Source organism: Streptomyces luteolifulvus, from assembly GCF_008806595.1.
GTDB classification, from domain to species: Bacteria; Actinomycetota; Actinomycetes; order Streptomycetales; family Streptomycetaceae; genus Streptomyces; species Streptomyces luteolifulvus.
Map to the genome: position 1 here is coordinate 64,074 of NZ_VZRB01000023.1, position 14,364 is coordinate 78,437.

The 14,364-nt window shown below is 71.1% G+C and carries 14 protein-coding genes and 1 tRNA gene; 5 read left to right on the forward strand and 10 right to left on the reverse strand.

The window, feature by feature from the left end:
• Positions 1-89: 89 nt before the first annotated feature.
• The 4 genes from ehuA to ehuB are packed head-to-tail and all read right to left on the reverse strand — an operon-like array spanning position 90 to position 3,142.
• Positions 90-875 (reverse strand): ectoine/hydroxyectoine ABC transporter ATP-binding protein EhuA, encoded by a 786-nt coding sequence (gene ehuA / locus F7R91_RS28300; protein ID WP_150952892.1) that lies wholly within the window; start codon positions 873-875, stop codon positions 90-92.
• The gene (ehuD, locus tag F7R91_RS28305) at positions 865-1,515 is read right to left on the reverse strand and encodes an ectoine/hydroxyectoine ABC transporter permease subunit EhuD (protein ID WP_150952895.1); all 651 of its coding nucleotides are present in this window, start codon (positions 1,513-1,515) and stop codon (positions 865-867) included. The genes ehuA and ehuD overlap by 11 nt, the downstream gene beginning before the upstream one ends.
• Positions 1,512-2,231 carry an ectoine/hydroxyectoine ABC transporter permease subunit EhuC gene (gene ehuC, locus F7R91_RS28310; protein WP_150952898.1) on the reverse strand — a complete coding sequence of 240 codons (720 nt, stop codon included), beginning with the start codon at positions 2,229-2,231 and terminating at the stop codon, positions 1,512-1,514. The genes ehuD and ehuC overlap by 4 nt, the downstream gene beginning before the upstream one ends.
• Entirely contained in the window at positions 2,228-3,142 is a 915-nt protein-coding gene (gene ehuB / locus F7R91_RS28315; protein WP_191971662.1) for an ectoine/hydroxyectoine ABC transporter substrate-binding protein EhuB, read from the reverse strand. The genes ehuC and ehuB overlap by 4 nt, the downstream gene beginning before the upstream one ends.
• Positions 3,143-3,189: 47 nt before the next feature.
• On the opposite strand from ehuB, the gene F7R91_RS28320 reads away from it, so the two are divergent.
• Positions 3,190-3,684, forward strand: coding sequence for a DUF3830 family protein (locus F7R91_RS28320; RefSeq protein WP_191971663.1), 495 nt, complete (start codon positions 3,190-3,192; stop codon positions 3,682-3,684).
• On the opposite strand, the gene F7R91_RS28325 is transcribed toward F7R91_RS28320, so the two are convergent.
• Both F7R91_RS28325 and F7R91_RS28330 read right to left on the reverse strand, forming a co-directional pair.
• Positions 3,665-5,059 carry an amidase gene (locus tag F7R91_RS28325; protein WP_150952903.1) on the reverse strand — a complete coding sequence of 465 codons (1,395 nt, stop codon included), beginning with the start codon at positions 5,057-5,059 and terminating at the stop codon, positions 3,665-3,667. The genes F7R91_RS28320 and F7R91_RS28325 overlap by 20 nt on opposite strands.
• 28 nt (positions 5,060-5,087) lie before the next feature.
• On the reverse strand, positions 5,088-6,035 hold the full coding sequence (locus F7R91_RS28330; protein WP_150952906.1) for a D-2-hydroxyacid dehydrogenase: 948 nt from the start codon (positions 6,033-6,035) through the stop codon (positions 5,088-5,090).
• A 160-nt stretch (positions 6,036-6,195) separates the two neighbouring features.
• On the opposite strand from F7R91_RS28330, the gene F7R91_RS28335 reads away from it, so the two are divergent.
• From F7R91_RS28335 to F7R91_RS28345, 3 genes are all read left to right on the forward strand, one after another.
• Complete coding sequence (locus F7R91_RS28335; protein WP_150953065.1) at positions 6,196-6,999, forward strand: maleate cis-trans isomerase family protein; 804 nt, start codon at positions 6,196-6,198, stop codon at positions 6,997-6,999.
• Positions 6,996-7,727, forward strand: coding sequence for a maleate cis-trans isomerase family protein (locus tag F7R91_RS28340; protein ID WP_150952909.1), 732 nt, complete (start codon positions 6,996-6,998; stop codon positions 7,725-7,727). The genes F7R91_RS28335 and F7R91_RS28340 overlap by 4 nt, the downstream gene beginning before the upstream one ends.
• Positions 7,728-7,805: 78 nt before the next feature.
• The gene (locus F7R91_RS28345; protein ID WP_150952912.1) at positions 7,806-8,894 is read left to right on the forward strand and encodes an LLM class flavin-dependent oxidoreductase; all 1,089 of its coding nucleotides are present in this window, start codon (positions 7,806-7,808) and stop codon (positions 8,892-8,894) included.
• 591 nt (positions 8,895-9,485) lie between these two features.
• Here F7R91_RS28345 and F7R91_RS28350 read toward each other — a convergent pair.
• Positions 9,486-11,321 (reverse strand): putative bifunctional diguanylate cyclase/phosphodiesterase, encoded by a 1,836-nt coding sequence (locus F7R91_RS28350; RefSeq protein ID WP_150952914.1) that lies wholly within the window; start codon positions 11,319-11,321, stop codon positions 9,486-9,488.
• A 302-nt stretch (positions 11,322-11,623) separates the two neighbouring features.
• Between F7R91_RS28350 and F7R91_RS28355 the strand changes: the two genes are divergently transcribed.
• On the forward strand, positions 11,624-12,967 hold the full coding sequence (locus tag F7R91_RS28355; protein ID WP_191971664.1) for a M6 family metalloprotease domain-containing protein: 1,344 nt from the start codon (positions 11,624-11,626) through the stop codon (positions 12,965-12,967).
• A gap of 134 nt (positions 12,968-13,101) precedes the next feature.
• Here F7R91_RS28355 and F7R91_RS28360 read toward each other — a convergent pair.
• From F7R91_RS28360 to F7R91_RS28370, 3 genes are all read right to left on the reverse strand, one after another.
• Positions 13,102-13,175: transfer RNA gene (locus tag F7R91_RS28360), tRNA-Lys, on the reverse strand.
• On the reverse strand, positions 13,166-13,783 hold the full coding sequence (locus tag F7R91_RS28365) for a bifunctional DNA primase/polymerase (protein ID WP_150952917.1): 618 nt from the start codon (positions 13,781-13,783) through the stop codon (positions 13,166-13,168). The genes F7R91_RS28360 and F7R91_RS28365 overlap by 10 nt, the downstream gene beginning before the upstream one ends.
• A 126-nt stretch (positions 13,784-13,909) precedes the next feature.
• Entirely contained in the window at positions 13,910-14,275 is a 366-nt protein-coding gene (locus F7R91_RS28370) for a hypothetical protein (RefSeq protein ID WP_150952921.1), read from the reverse strand.
• Positions 14,276-14,364: the final 89 nt, after the last annotated feature.

The following is a 14,364-nucleotide window of genomic DNA, read 5'->3' on the forward strand; positions in this document are numbered from 1 at the left end:
CTCTCAGCAGGGGCGGAGCCGCGCTGGCATATGTCCGGGACATGACCCGCAGTGTGGACCTCGGGCGTTGGTGCGTTCACTTCTCGCGGTCAGAGGACCGCACCGAGAAATTCCCGGGTCCGCTCCTGCTCCGGATCGCTGAAGATCTTCTCGGGAGGCCCGGACTCGATGACCCGGCCCGAGTCGAACATCAGGACCTGGTCCGAGATGTCACGGGCGAAGTTCATCTCGTGGGTCACACAGAGCATCGTGATGTCGGTGGTGCGGGCGATGTCCCGCAGCACGTCCAGGACGCCCGCGACCAGCTCCGGGTCCAGCGCCGAGGTCACCTCGTCCAGGAGCAGCACCTGCGGCCGCATCGCCAGCGCCCGGGCGATCGCCACCCGCTGCTGCTGGCCGCCGGACAGCTGGGTCGGACGGGCGTCGCACTTGTCGGCCAGGCCCACCAGGTCCAGCAGCTCGCGGGCGCGCGCCTCCGCCTCGTCCTTGGACAGGCCCAGCACGGTGACGGGGGCCTCGGTGATGTTTCTGAGCACGGTCATGTTCGGGAACAGATTGAACTGCTGGAACACCATCCCGATCTTCTTGCGCACCTCCCGGATCTGCTTCTCGGGGGCAGGGAAGAGCCGCTGCCCGTCGACGGTGATCGTGCCCTCGTCCGGCTTGGCCAGCGTCATCAGCAGCCGCAGGATCGTGGTCTTGCCCGACCCGGACGGCCCGATCAGCGTGACGTGCTTGCCGGCCTCCACACCGAAGTCGAGCCGGTCGAGGACGGTGTGGTCCCCGAACCGCTTGGTGACCTGCTCCAGGCGCACCAGCTCGCCGGTGTGCTGCCCGGGCTTCTTCTCGGGGTTCTTCGCGGTGTCAACGGACAAGACGTCGCTCCATGGCTCGCAGCAGAAGGGAGGCCAGATAGGAAATGAGGATGAAGGCCACACCGATCACGGACAGGGGCTCGGTGAACTGGAAGTGCTCCTGGGAGTAGAGCCGCGCCTGGCCCAGCATCTCCAGCACGGTGATCACCATCAGCATCGGCGTGTCCTTGAGCATCGCGATCACATAGTTGCCGAGCGCCGGCACGACCCGCCGGATCGCCTGCGGCAGGATCACCGCGGTCCAGGTCCTGCCCACCGGCAGGTTGAGTGCCGTCGCCGCCTCCCACTGGCCGGCCGGCACCGCCTCGATACCGGCCCGGTAGACCTGCATCGTGTACGTCGAGTAGTGCAGCCCGATCCCGATGACGCCGGTGGTCAGCGCCGAGAGGGTCACGCCCCACTCGGGCAGCACATAGAAGAGGAAGAACAGCTGCACCAGCAGCGGGGTGTCGCGCACGAACTCCGTGACCACCCCCACCGGCCAGCGCACCCACCGGGACGGCGTCCGCATCAGCAGCGCCCACACCAGCCCGAGGGTGAAGGAGATCAGCGAGCCGAGGGCCAGCGCCTCCAGGGTGACGACGAGGCCGTCCCAGAAGAGCGGCATGAAGTCGCCGACCGCGTTCCAGTCCCACTTCATGCGACACCACCTCCCACGCCGGTCGTCTCGGCGCGCTTCAGCTCATGTGCGGACACCCCACGCTCCGGCGCCCGGCCGATCCCGGCCTTCAGCCGCTTCTCCAGTCCGCGCATGACGCGGGTGAGCAGGAAGGCGATCACGAAGTAGATCAGCAGGATGTACGTGTAGATCTCGGCGCTCTCCTGGAGCGCGAGGCGCACCAGATTGCCGCTGAACGCCAGATCGCCCATGCCCATGACGGACACCAGCGCGGTGCCCTTGAGCAGTTCGATCAGCAGGTTGGAGAACGGCGGGATCATCTCCGGCACCGCCTGCGGCAGCAGGATCAGCCGCATCCGCTGCCAGGGCGTGAAGCTGAGCGCGATCCCGCCCTCCTTCTGCGCGGGCTCGACCGCGTTCAGCGCGCCCCGGACGATCTCCGAGCCGTACGCCCCATAGGTCAGCCCGAGCGCCAGCGTGCCCGCCCACAACGGGACCAGCTGCCAGCCGAAGGCGGGCGGCAGCACGAAGAACACCCAGAAGATCATGACCAGGGCGGAGGTCCCGCGGAACACCTCGGTGTAGCAGCCCGCGAGGAAGCGGACGATCCACAGCCGGTGGGTGCGCGCGATCCCGACGAGGAAGGACACGGCGGCGGCCAGCAGCCCGCTGAGGACGAGCAGCTGGATCGTGGTCCAGATCCCTTTGAGTACGAGTTCCCAGAGTCCCGAGGTCATCCGCCGCACAGCTCCTTCGCGGTCAGATCGGTCATCTCGGCCTCGGTGAAGCCGAAGGGCTTGAGGATGCGGAACAGCTCGCCGCTCTTCTTCAGCTCCCGCAGCTCGACATTGAAGGCGTCACGCAGCTTCGTCTCGGTCGGCCGGAAGGCGAAGGCACCCCCGTCGATGTGCGGCTTGCCGTCCACGAGCGGTGTGAAGGCCTTGGTGGCCTCCGCCTTGGCGGACTTCTTCACCACCTCGCGGGTGGTGAGCGCCGTACCGGCGAACACGTCGGCCCGCCCGGCCTCCACGGCGTTCAGCCCGGCGACCTGGTCCGGCACGATCAGGATGTCGCTCTCCTTGTACCCCGCGTCGACGGCGTACTGGATCTCCGCATAACCGGTCCCGGTCGCGAACCGGGCCTGCTTCTCGACGACGTCCTTGTAGTCGTGCAGCCCCTTGGGATTTCCCTTGCGTACGATGAAGGAATCGAGCATCTGGTAGTCGGGGTCCGCGAAGATGACCTGCTCGCAGCGCTCGGGATTGACGTACATCCCGGCGGCCACCACATCGAACTGCTGTGAGTTCAGCCCGGGGATGAGCGACCCGAACTCGGTCGGCACGGGCTGCACCCGGTCAACCCCGAGCCGCTTGAAGACCGCCTTCGCCAACTCGGGCGCTTCGCCGGTCAGTTCGCCGTTCCTGTCGATGTACCCGAAGGGGATCTCGCCCGCGATGCCGAGGCGTACGACGCCCTGCGCCTTCAGCCGGTCGAGCAGATCGCCGCCGTCGGTGGTGGAGGCGGTGGCCACGCGGGAGCAGCCGGCCGCGCCCAGCGTGCCGAGCGCCGCCACCCCCGCGAGCAGCGACCGGCGTGTGGTCCCGGTGGGCCCATTTGTGTGTTCGCCATGTTCCAGTCGTGGAGCCATGGCGGCGCGGCTACCCGGGACGATGCGATGTATGCACCATGGAACGCATGGCTGACCGTTACATCGACGTCTCGCTGGTCAAGCGTGGAATCACCTGTACGGCAAGGCTGCTGACCGACCGTGCGCCGCTCACCTGCGCGGCCGTGTGGGACGCGCTTCCGCTGTCCGGTGACGTCTACCACGCGAAGTACGCGCGCAACGAGATCTATGCGCTCTTCCCGCCGTTCGCGGAATCGGAGCCACCGCTGGAGAATCCGACCGTCACCCCGATTCCGGGAGATCTCTGTTACTTCTCCTTCGCGGGCGCGGAACTCGGCACCAAGGCCTACGGCTACGACCGCGAGGTTCCCGCCGGCACGACCCTGGTCGACCTGGCCCTCTTCTACGAGCGCAACAACCTCCTCCTCAACGGCGACGTGGGCTGGGTCCCCGGCATCGTCTGGGGCCAGGTCGTCGAGGGCCTTCAGGAGATGGCCGAGGCATGCAACGACCTGTGGCGGTCGGGGGCGGCGGGGGAGACGCTCAGCTTCCGGCGGAGGTGACCCCGGCCTCGTACAGCGCGTGCGCGGCCCGCAGCACCAGGTCGTCCCGGTGCCGGGCCGCCACGATCTGCAGGCCCACCGGAAGCCCGTCCCCGTCCGCGCCGACCGGGACGGTCGCCGCCGGCTGCTGGGTCAGGTTGAACGGGTAGGTGAACGGCGTCCAGCCCGTCCAGCGCCGGTGTGCCGACCCCTTCGGCACCTCGGCACCCGCCTCGAACGCCGTGATCGGGAGGGTCGGGGTGACCAGAAGGTCGTGGGACTCGTGGAAGTGGCCCATACGGCGCCCGAGTTCCATGCGCACATCGACGGCGGCCAGATAGTCGAGGGCGCTCAGCCGGGCCCCCAGGCCGCAGATCTCCCTCAGGCCCGGGTCGAGCAACTCCCGCTGGTGCGGCCCGAGATGCTGGACCACACGGGCCGCCCCGCTGAACCACAGGGTGTGGAAGGCGTCCACCGGTTCGGCGAAGTCGGGGTCGGCCTCTTCGACGTACGCGCCGAGAGACGCCAGCCGCTCCACCGCCCGCCGCACCGCCGCCGCGACCGCCGGCCGCACCGCCACCTGACCGCCCAGGGACGGTGAGTAGGCGAAGCGCAGCCCCCGCACCCCGCCGGACAGCCCTAGCGCGAACGAGCCGGGCGGCGGGCCGAGCGCCGACCAGTCGCGGGAGTCCGGGGCGGCGATGACGTCCAGCAGCAGGGCCGCGTCGGCCGCGTCCCGGGTCATCGGCCCCACGTGCGACAGCGTGCCGAAGGCGCTCGGCGGGTAGAGCGGCACCCTGCCGTACGTCGGCTTCAGGCCGAAGATCCCGCAGAACGCCGCCGGGATGCGGACGCTGCCGCCGCCGTCCGTGCCGAGCGCGAGCGGGCCCGCGCCGAGGGCCACGGCCGCCGCCGCACCCCCGCTCGATCCGCCCGCGGTACGCGACGGGTCGTGCGGATTGCGGGTGATGCCGGTCAGCGGCGAGTCCGTGACGCCCTTCCAGCCGAACTCCGGGGTCGTGGTCCTGCCGAGGAAGACCGCGCCGTGCTCGCGCAGCCGGGCGACGGAGGGCGCGTCCTCGTCCCAGCGCCCCTGCTCGGAGATCGTTCTGGAGCCGCGCAGGGTCGGGGTGCCACGTTGCAGCAGGATGTCCTTCACCGTGACCGGGACGCCGTCCACCAGTCCGGACGGCTCGCCGAGCCGCCACCGCTCCTCCGACAGACGGGCCCGCGCGAGAGCCTCGTCCGCGGTGAGCCGCACGAACGCGTTCACCTCCGGCTGGATCCGCTCGGCCCGCTCCAGGGCCGCGCGCGTGGCTTCCACCGGGCTGAACTCGCCCTTGCGGTAGCCGTCGAGGAGTTGTACGGCGGTCAGCTCGGTGAGGTCGTCCGTCATGCGCCCTCCAGCCATCGTCGGTGGTGCTTCAGCGTCCCGGTACGTATCCGCGCTTCTTGTCGACCACGTTCGCCAGTGGTCTGCCCGCCTCCCAGCGCCCGTACAACTCCACGAACTGGGCGCCGAGTTCGTCCCGCCAGCCGATCGTGTCGCCGCTCATGTGCGGGGACACGATCAGATTAGGGACCTGCCACAGCGGGCTGTCGGGGGTGAGGGGTTCGTGCTCGAAGACGTCCAGGGCCGCGCCCGCGATCCAGCGCTTGGTCAGCGCCTCGACGAGCGCGTCCTCGACGACCAGCTGCCCGCGCCCGACGTTGACGAACCGGGCGGAGGGCTGCATCACCCCGAACCGGCGGGAGTCGAACATGCCGTACGTCTGCTCCGTGAGCGGTGCCGCCGCGATCACCCAGTCGGCGCGGGCCATCAGCCGGTCGAGATCGCCGGGCCCGTGGATACCGGTGGCCGGGGTGCGCCCGACGAGCGCGGTCGTCACGTCGAGCGCCTTGAGCGCACGGACGATCGCGCGGCCGATGGGCCCCGACCCCACGACACACGCGCGCGTGCCGGCCACCCGCTGCGCGTCACGGTGCCGCCAGGTCCGCTCGCCCTGGAGCTCCCAGGTCCGCGGCAGGTCCTTGGCCATCGCCAGGACGAGGGCGGCGACGTACTCGGCGATCGGCCGGTCGAAGATGCCGCGGGCGTTGGTGACCACCGTGTCGGAGGCGGCCAGCTCCGGGCAGAGCAGATGGTCCACGCCGGCGCTCGCCGTGTGCACCCAGCGTGGCCGCGGGCCCTCGCCCGGCCACGCCTCGCGCACGGCATGCGAGGTGAAGTCCCAGACGAGCAGGACATCGGCGTACGGCAGCCGGGCGGCCAGCGTGGAGTCGTCGGCGTGCTCGATCCGGGCACGGCCGGTGAGCCGGCCGAGCCGGGGGAGCGGTTCGGCGTCCAGGACGAGCAGGGTGGGGGCGGTCATCGGGGCACCGTTCTACGGGGTGACCGGGCGGCCGGCACAGGCGGTGACGTGGGCGGATTGACCACGCTCGCACCCGAATCTACCGTCGTCAACACGGGCAGGCGTACGGTCCGTTGTCCACTCGCTTCCCACAGTGAGGCAGGTGACCGGCATGGACACCCTGGGCATCTCCTTCCTCGGCGGACCCCGCCCCCAGCGTGGAGTCGGAGTCGTCGCGCCCTTCGACTTCGCGCTCGACCGCGAGCTGTGGCGCTGGATCCCGGACGAGGTCTCGCTCCATCTGACCCGCACGCCGTACGTGCCCGTCGAGGTCAGTCTCGACCTCGCGCGCCTGGTCAGCGAGCATGCGACGCTCGTCGACGCGGTCCGCACGCTCACCGCGATCACGCCCGAGGTCGTCGCCTACGCCTGCACCTCCGGCAGCTTCGTCGGCGGGATCGCCGGGGAGCAGGCGATGTGCGCGGCGATGACCGGGGCCGGCGCGGTGCCCTCCGTGACGACGTCCGGAGCGCTCCTGGAGGCGCTGACCGAGCTCGGCGTACGGCGGGTGGCGCTGGTGACCCCGTACACGGTGTCCGTCACCCGGGCGCTGGAGGACTATGTGGCCGAGGCGGGCGTCATGGTGACCGGATGCGCCTACATGGGCCTGACCCGGCACATCTGGAAGGTCCCGTACCGGCAGGTCGTCGACATGGCGCACCGAGCCGCGCGAGGCCGGGCCGACGCCCTGTTCATCAGCTGCACCAACCTCCCGACGTACGACGTGATCCCCCAGCTGGAGGCCGAACTGCGCATCCCGGTGATCTCGGCCAACCAGGTGACCATGTGGGCGGCGCTGCGACGCCTGGGTACCCGGGCCGTGGGGCCGTACCAGCTGCTGATCGACACGGCGGCACGGTCCGGTCCCGTACTGCCGCAGGTACCGGAACTGCCCGACGAAGAACAGCAGGAAGGCTGGACATGACAGCACTCGGACTTCTCTACCCGGGCCACTCCGCCGAGGACGACTACCAGCGCATCGAGCAGCTCCTCGGCAGTGACATCCGGGTGGACCTCGTCCACACCGACATCGGCGAGGACGCGCACCGGGTGGACGCACTGCGCCGGATGGGCTCCACGGACCGGCTCGCGGCGGGCGTCGAGGAGCTGCGGATGTCGGGCGCCGAATCGGTGGTCTGGGCCTGCACCAGCGGCAGTTTCGTCTACGGCTGGGAGGGCGCCCACGAGCAGATCCGCAGCCTGGCCCGTGCGGCCGGCCTGCCCGCCTCCTCCACCTCCTTCGCCTTCGTGCACGCGGTACGGGAGATCGGGGTGCGACGGGTCGCGGTCGGCGCGACCTACCCGGACGACGTGGCCGCCCTGTTCGCGGACTTCCTGCGGGCGGGCGGCGTGGAGGTGGTCGCCCTGCGCGAGTCCGGGATCATCACGGCGGCGGAGGTCGGGACCTGGGGCAAGGCCGAGCTGTTCGCGCTGGCACGGGCGGCCGACCACGAGGACGCGGAGGCCGTGCTGGTGCCGGACACGGCCCTGCACACGGCCGCCCATGTCCCCGCCCTGGAGAAGGACCTGGGCAAGCCGGTCCTCACCGCGAACCAGGTCACGGTGTGGGAGGCGCTGCGCCTGACGAACCGGCGGGTGAACGCGCCGGAGCTGGGGAAGCTGTTCACGCGGGAGCCGATCGTGCAGGTGTGACAGATCCGCGGGAATAAGCGGAGGCAGTCTCCAGTTGGTGCCGGGCGGAACGGGTAGGGCCACGACCAGGAGGCACAGGTGTCAGCAGACGAGATCCGAGGCGAGGCCCACGGCACCGCCCCCGCCCCCCTCTCCGTCCTGGACCTGGTCACGGTCGGCTCCGGCCACACCGCCACCGACGCCCTGCGCACCTCCGTCGGCCTCGCCCGTCTCACGGAGTCCCGCGGCTTCCACCGGTACTGGGTGGCCGAGCACCACTCCATGCCGGGTGTCGCCTCCTCCTCCCCGGCCGTGATCCTGGCCCACCTCGCCGCGCACACCAGCCGTATCCGGCTCGGCTCCGGCGGCGTCATGCTGCCCAACCACGCCCCGCTGGTCATCGCGGAACAGTTCGGCACGCTTCAGGCCATGGCTCCCGGCCGTATCGACCTCGGGCTCGGCCGCGCCCCCGGCACGGACGGCGCCACCGCCGCGGCCCTGCGCCGCGCCGAGGGCCGGGGCGAGTCCGCCGACGACTTCCCCCAGCAGCTCGCGGAACTCATCCGCTTCCTCGACGACGACTTCCCCGACGGGCACCCCTACCGCCGTGTCCACGCCGTCCCCGGCCCGGTCCAGGGCACCTCGCCCGGCGGCGTCCAGTCCCCGCACCGCCCGCCCGTCTGGCTGCTCGGCTCCTCCGGCTTCAGCGCCCGCCTGGCCGGTGTGCTCGGGCTGCCCTTCGCCTTCGCGCACCACTTCTCGGCGCAGAACACGGTCCCGGCCCTGGACCTCTACCGGGAGTCCTTCCGGCCCTCCGCCGTCCTGGACAAGCCCTACGCCCTGATCGGCGTCTCCGTCCTCGCCGCCGACGACGAGAAGGAGGCCCGCCGTCAGGTCCTGGCCACCGGACTCAACATGGTCCGGCTCCGCACCGGCCGCCCGGGACTGTTCCCCTCTCCGGAGGAGGCCGAGGCGCACGCGTTCAGCCCGCTGGAGCGCGAGTTCGTCGACTCCTGGAACGCCAACATCATCCACGGCACGGCCGACGAGGTCCGCTCGGGCCTCGACGCCCTCCACAAACGCACGGCAGCCGACGAACTGATGATCACCTCCCACGCCCACGAGGGAGCACTACGCCTGCGCTCGTACGAACTGCTCGCGGAGGAGTTCGGGTTGCCGCGCGACTGACCGCGGGGCAGGCCCCTGGCCCGGGTGCGGTCGGCTCGCGCCGGGGGCTCATCGGGGCGGGCTGCGGCACCGTGTGCTCGCTCAGCTTGGATGGGCTCGTGCGGGAGGCTCGCGTGCGGTGTTGCTGAACCGTCCGCGTGGTGCCGTCCCTGCGCTGGGCTTGGCTCGTGCGGGGAGCGGCGTCGTGGGGCGGGCCCCCGGCCGGGTGCCCTGGCCCAGGTGCGGTCGGCTCGCGCCGGGGGCTCATCGGGGCGGGCTGCGGCACCGTGCGCTTGCTCAGCCCGGCTGCGCTCGCGCGGGAGACTTGCCTGCGGTGTTGCCGAACCGTCCGCGTGGTGCCGTCCCTGCGCTGGGCTTGGCTCGTGCGGCGGTCGGCATCGTGGGGCTGCGTCTTGCGCTCGCGGCCGACCCGGTTCCGGCCGCGCTGGATCCCGTTGCGGTTGCTCGGCGCGGTGCGCCTGCCCGCTCGCTCAGCTCGGCCGCGCTCGTGCGGGATCCCTAGGGGGCGCGCCGGTGCAATTGAGCTCGACGGGTGCCATGACGACACCCGCTGATTCGGCCCGGGAGTGACGCACGCGTTGGGCCGTGCGCTTACCCCTGCGGGCAGGCCCGTAAGCCCAGCAAGCCGGAGATACGATCCGGCGGGACCGGGCGGGAGTAGAGCCAGCCCTGGCCCGTGTCGCAGCCGATCTGGCGTAGGCGGGAGGCCTGGGCGGAGGTTTCGACGCATTCTGCGGTGACCGTCAGGCCGAGGCGGTGGGCCAGCTGGATCATCGCCTCGACCACGACCTCGTCGGCCGGGTTCGGGGCGACGCCGGCGCCGTCGTACTGAAAGCCCCGGACGAAGGAGCCGTCCAGCTTCAGGACGGACACCGGCAGCCGGCTGAGGTACGCGAGGTTGGAGTACCCGGTGCCGAAGTCGTCGATCGCGATCCTCACGCCCGTCTCGCTGAGTGCCTGGAGGGCCTGCAGCGGCCGCCCCGCCGATCCCATCACCGCCGATTCCGTCAGCTCCAGCTGGAGCAGATGCGGCGCGAGCCCCGTCTCCGCGAGCACCCCCGCCACATCCGCGACCAGGTCCGAGTCCCACACCTGACGGACCGCCACGTTCACGCTCACGAAGATGGGCGGCTCGTCTGGGTGGTCCACCTGCCAGCGGCGGGCCTGGCGGCAGGCGGTGGCCAGCACCCAGCGGCCGAGCGGCACGATCGAGCCGTCCTCCTCGGCCAGTCCGATGAACCGATTCGGCGTCAGCACACCGAACTGCGGGTGGTTCCAGCGCACCAGCGCCTCCACTCCCCGCAGCCGCCCGTCCTCCATGTTCACCAACGGCTGGTACTCCAGGGCGAATTCACCGCGTTCGATGGCCGGCCGCAGTGTGGAGACGAGCGCCTGCCGGGTCATCCGGTGGGCGTTGCGCTCCGGATCGAACAGCGTCCAGCGGGACTTGCCGTCGGCCTTGGCCCAGTACAGCGTCGTGTCCGCGTCCTGCATCAGAGCGGTGGCGGTGGTGCCGGCCGCACGCCGCTCCACGACCCCGATCGACGCCGACAGCGACAACCGCCGGCCGGAGATGTCGAAGGGAGCCTGAAGCGCCTTGAGCACGGTCTCGGCGAGTTCGGCGAGCTGCTCGGTGCCCGTCGAGTCCTCGACCAGCAGGGCGAATTCGTCACCGCCGAGTCTGGCCACCAGCGGAACACCGGCTCTGCCGCGGCCCGCCTCGTCGGCGCAGTGGGTGAGGCGTTCGGCCGCCGCCGCCAGCAGCCGGTCGCCGACGCGGTGGCCGAGTGTGTCGTTGACGGCCTTGAACCCGTCCAGGTCCAGATAGCACAGCCCGATCCGGCCCGTGCCGCCCTCGTCATATGAGTCCCGCTCCAGCGCGGCCGAAAGGCGTTCGAAGAACAGGGTGCGGTTGGGCAGCCGGGTCACCGGGTCGTGCATCTGCAAGTGCCGCAGCCGGCCCTGGAGTTCACGGCGTGCGCTGATGTCCGCGACGGACAGCAGGACGCCCGGCTGTTCGCCCGCCAGGGGCGCGACCGTGACCTGCACCCACAGCGAGTGCCCGTCGGGATGCTTGAGCCGGCGCGTGCTCCGCAGCCGCGCCTTGCGGCCGCCCAGCAACTCGCGGTACGCGTGCCAGGTGCGGGCGTCGGACGTCAGGTCCACCAGGTCGGCGGCCACGCATCCGGCGGAGTTGTCCGTGCCGGTGCCGAGGAGGTCGGCGAACGCCTCGTTGGCGCTGACCACCAGGCCCTCGTGGTCGACGACGGCCATCGCCAGCGGGGCGACGGAGAAGGCGGACCGGAAGGGCACCGAGGACGGCGGCGGGCCGGGCTCCGTACCCGCAGATGGCTCGACGTTACTCTCTGTGACGGCCGGCCCGAGGAGGTCTGCCGCGGGCGTCGGCCCTTCGGAGGTTCCGCTCACCGCTCGCTCCCGCAGTGCACTCGGTCTTCGGATGGGTCTCGTCGGGCAGGAATGGTCAGGAAAGTGTGCCGATCATAGAGGCTGGCCCCCGGCCCTTCCAGCCAAAGTCCAGTGTCCCGGAACCGGCAACCCTCCCGACAGATCGTTTCTGCCCGCACCTGGACGCCTCCTAAAACCCTCCGACCAGTTGTGACGTTCTGTGAGCGATTCGGGGTGCCGTCCCGTCGGTGAATCGGGCCCTCTCACTCTTCTGGTGCAGACAATCAGGGCGTAGTACGACAATCTCACACAGGCTGGGTGCGGTGTCCCGTGAACCGCTCCCGGAGGTCCCCGTGCCGCGTCAGCCTGCTCTCAGGGCACTCACCCGTGAGGCCGTCGAGCGGCTCGGCCGGTCCTCCGTGCGGCCCCGACTGCGCAGCACCGCCGCCGTGTTCACCACCATGTCGGCGCTCGCCGCGACCTCGATCCTGACCGGCCCGTCCGTGGCTGGGCCGTTCGGGTTCTCGCCGTGCGCCCTCCAGCGCACCGAGGCCCACCACTCGGAGGGCCTGGACACCTGGAACGCCGCCTATCCGCGCCCGACCCGCTCGCTCGACGCGGTGATGGTCTTCCTGTCCTTCCCCGACGCGGTCCCGCTGACCGCCACAGCCGAGCTGGTCGCCGACCACTTCCCGGCCACCAGCCGCTTCTTCGAACGCGCCTCCTACGGCAAGTTCACCCTGCGCCCGCATCCGTTGCGGCACTGGATCAGGATGCCGCGGCCCTCGACCTCGTACGCCATACGGCGTGACTGGAACTCCGCCCACCGCGCCGCGTATCTGCACGACGCGTTCGCCGCGGCCGACGGCAAGGTGGACTTCTCGCGCTACGACATCGTCTACTTCGTCGCCGACCCCGACGCCCCCGGCGTGGACTCGGACGCCACGAAGGTCGTCAACCTGGACAAGCCGCTGCGGATCGACGGCTCGGACATCCGCCGGGTCGTCACCGTGTTCGAGCGGCATCCGCCGGACCGGCTCGTCCTGGCTCATGAGACCGGGCATGTCTTCGATCTGCCGGACCTGTACCACCGGCCGATGGACGGCAAGGGGGACTGGGACACGTACGTCGGCGACTGGGACCTGATGGGCAGCCAGTTCGGGCTGGCCCCCGATCTGTTCGCCTGGCACAAGTGGAAGCTGGGGTGGCTGGAACCGCGCCAGGTGGTGTGCGTGCCGGGGACCGGCTCGACCCGGCTGACGCTGGAGCCGCTGGGTGCGGGGCCGGGTGTTCCGGCTGTGGGCGCCGCCGGCGCGCCCGTCTTCGGACTGGGCCGCGGCACCAAGCTCGCCGTGGTGCGGACCGCCCCCGACAGCGCGCTCGCCTTCGAGGCACGCGGGCCCGTCGGCAACGATGCGGACGCCTGCGGATCGGGCGTGCTGGTCTACCGGGTGCGCAGCGGCGCAGAGTCCGGCGGCGGGCCGGTCGAGGTGATCGACGCGCACCCGCGCAGCGAGGCCTGCTGGGAGAGCTCGGTCTACCCGCCGCTCGCGGACGCTCCCGTCGCGCTCGGCGAGAGCTTCACGGTGCCGGACGACGAGGTACGGGTGGAGGTGCAGGGCCGGACGGCCTCCGGCGCCTGGACGGTGAAGATCACGCCCGCCTGACGGCCCACGGCGACTTCGGCCCACGGTCAGGGGGTGTGGGTGGCGAAGCCCCCACCGCGCGCGGCGAAGCCGCGCAGAAACAACGATGGCGAGGGGTTCGCGCTTTCCGCGAACACACCTCGCCATCGCCATCGTGCGCCGCCAGGGACTCGAACCCCGGACCCGCTGATTAAGAGTCAGCTGCTCTAACCAACTGAGCTAGCGGCGCCTGCTGACGTCGTAGACCTTAGCATCCTGATCGGCGGGAGGAAAAATCGATATCCGTACGGCCGCACGGGCCGCCCGCACCGCCGCCCACAGCAGGATTTCCGGGCCCGGCAGCCAGGGCTGACGGGTGTCCGGGGCGACCAGCCAGCGGGTGTCGGACCGGGTCGGGGAGGCGACGGCGGACAGGGGCGCGGGGACGGTCACGGCGTCGCCGGTGCCATGGCACAGCAGCGGCGGGATCGACACCGTACGAGTGCACCCGCCGTCCTGCGCGCCCCACTCCTCCCAGCGCAGCAGCGAGGGCAGCCGCTGGGCCGTGCCCGGCGCGGCGAACAGCAGCATCCGCCCGCGGAAGGTCGCGACCGGCCCGGTTCCGGGGCCTTCGTCCCACAGCCGGTCGGCCATCCGGCGGCCGAAGACCACGGGGGCGCTGACGACGTCGAAGACGGACCCGCAGGGCAGCACGACCGGTGCGTCCGGCTGCTCCTCCCAGAGCGCCAGTGTGCTGCGCGGATACGGTCCCGCCGAGGCGAGCCAGGCGGCTCCGTCCGGGGTGACTCCCGAGACGTCGAAGCGAGCGGAGAGCGGCTCGTCGCGTGTACTGCTCATGGCGTCCATGTGTACCGGGCGTGAGCAATCCGTTCCCCAGGGTTGCTGGAAACCGGGACAGGAGCGGGCGGGAAGGGGTATCTTGCCCGGCTGGCATATGCCAGCACGGGTTTTCGCGACCTGCGGTCACACCGGGTCGACGTGCTCCCTGCCCTCGACCCCGCGCAGCAGATCCCGCCCGAACTCCACCATCTTCTTCGCGTAGTCCTCGGTCCACTCGGCCCGGTCCGCGATGTCCGCCGTCGTCAGCCGGTCGAACCGCCGGGGATCCGCCAGCTGGGCCGCCGCGATCGCCTGGTACTCCACCGCGCGGTCCGTCGCGGCGCGGAACGCGAGGGTCAGCTCCGTCGCCCGGGCCAGCAGCGCGCGCGGATCCTCGATCGACTCCAGGTCGAAGAAGTGCTCCGGGTCGGCTGCCACCTGCGTGGGCTCGAAGAGCAGGGGCGCGGGGCGTAGCCGCGGTTCGTTCCGATGCGGCGTGGGCTCCGCCATGTCTCGGCCTCCTCGTTGCTGCGGATGTCACGACGACCCGTCCAGGATGGGCCACCCTCCATTGTCCCGCGCTCACGCAAGAGGGCTCG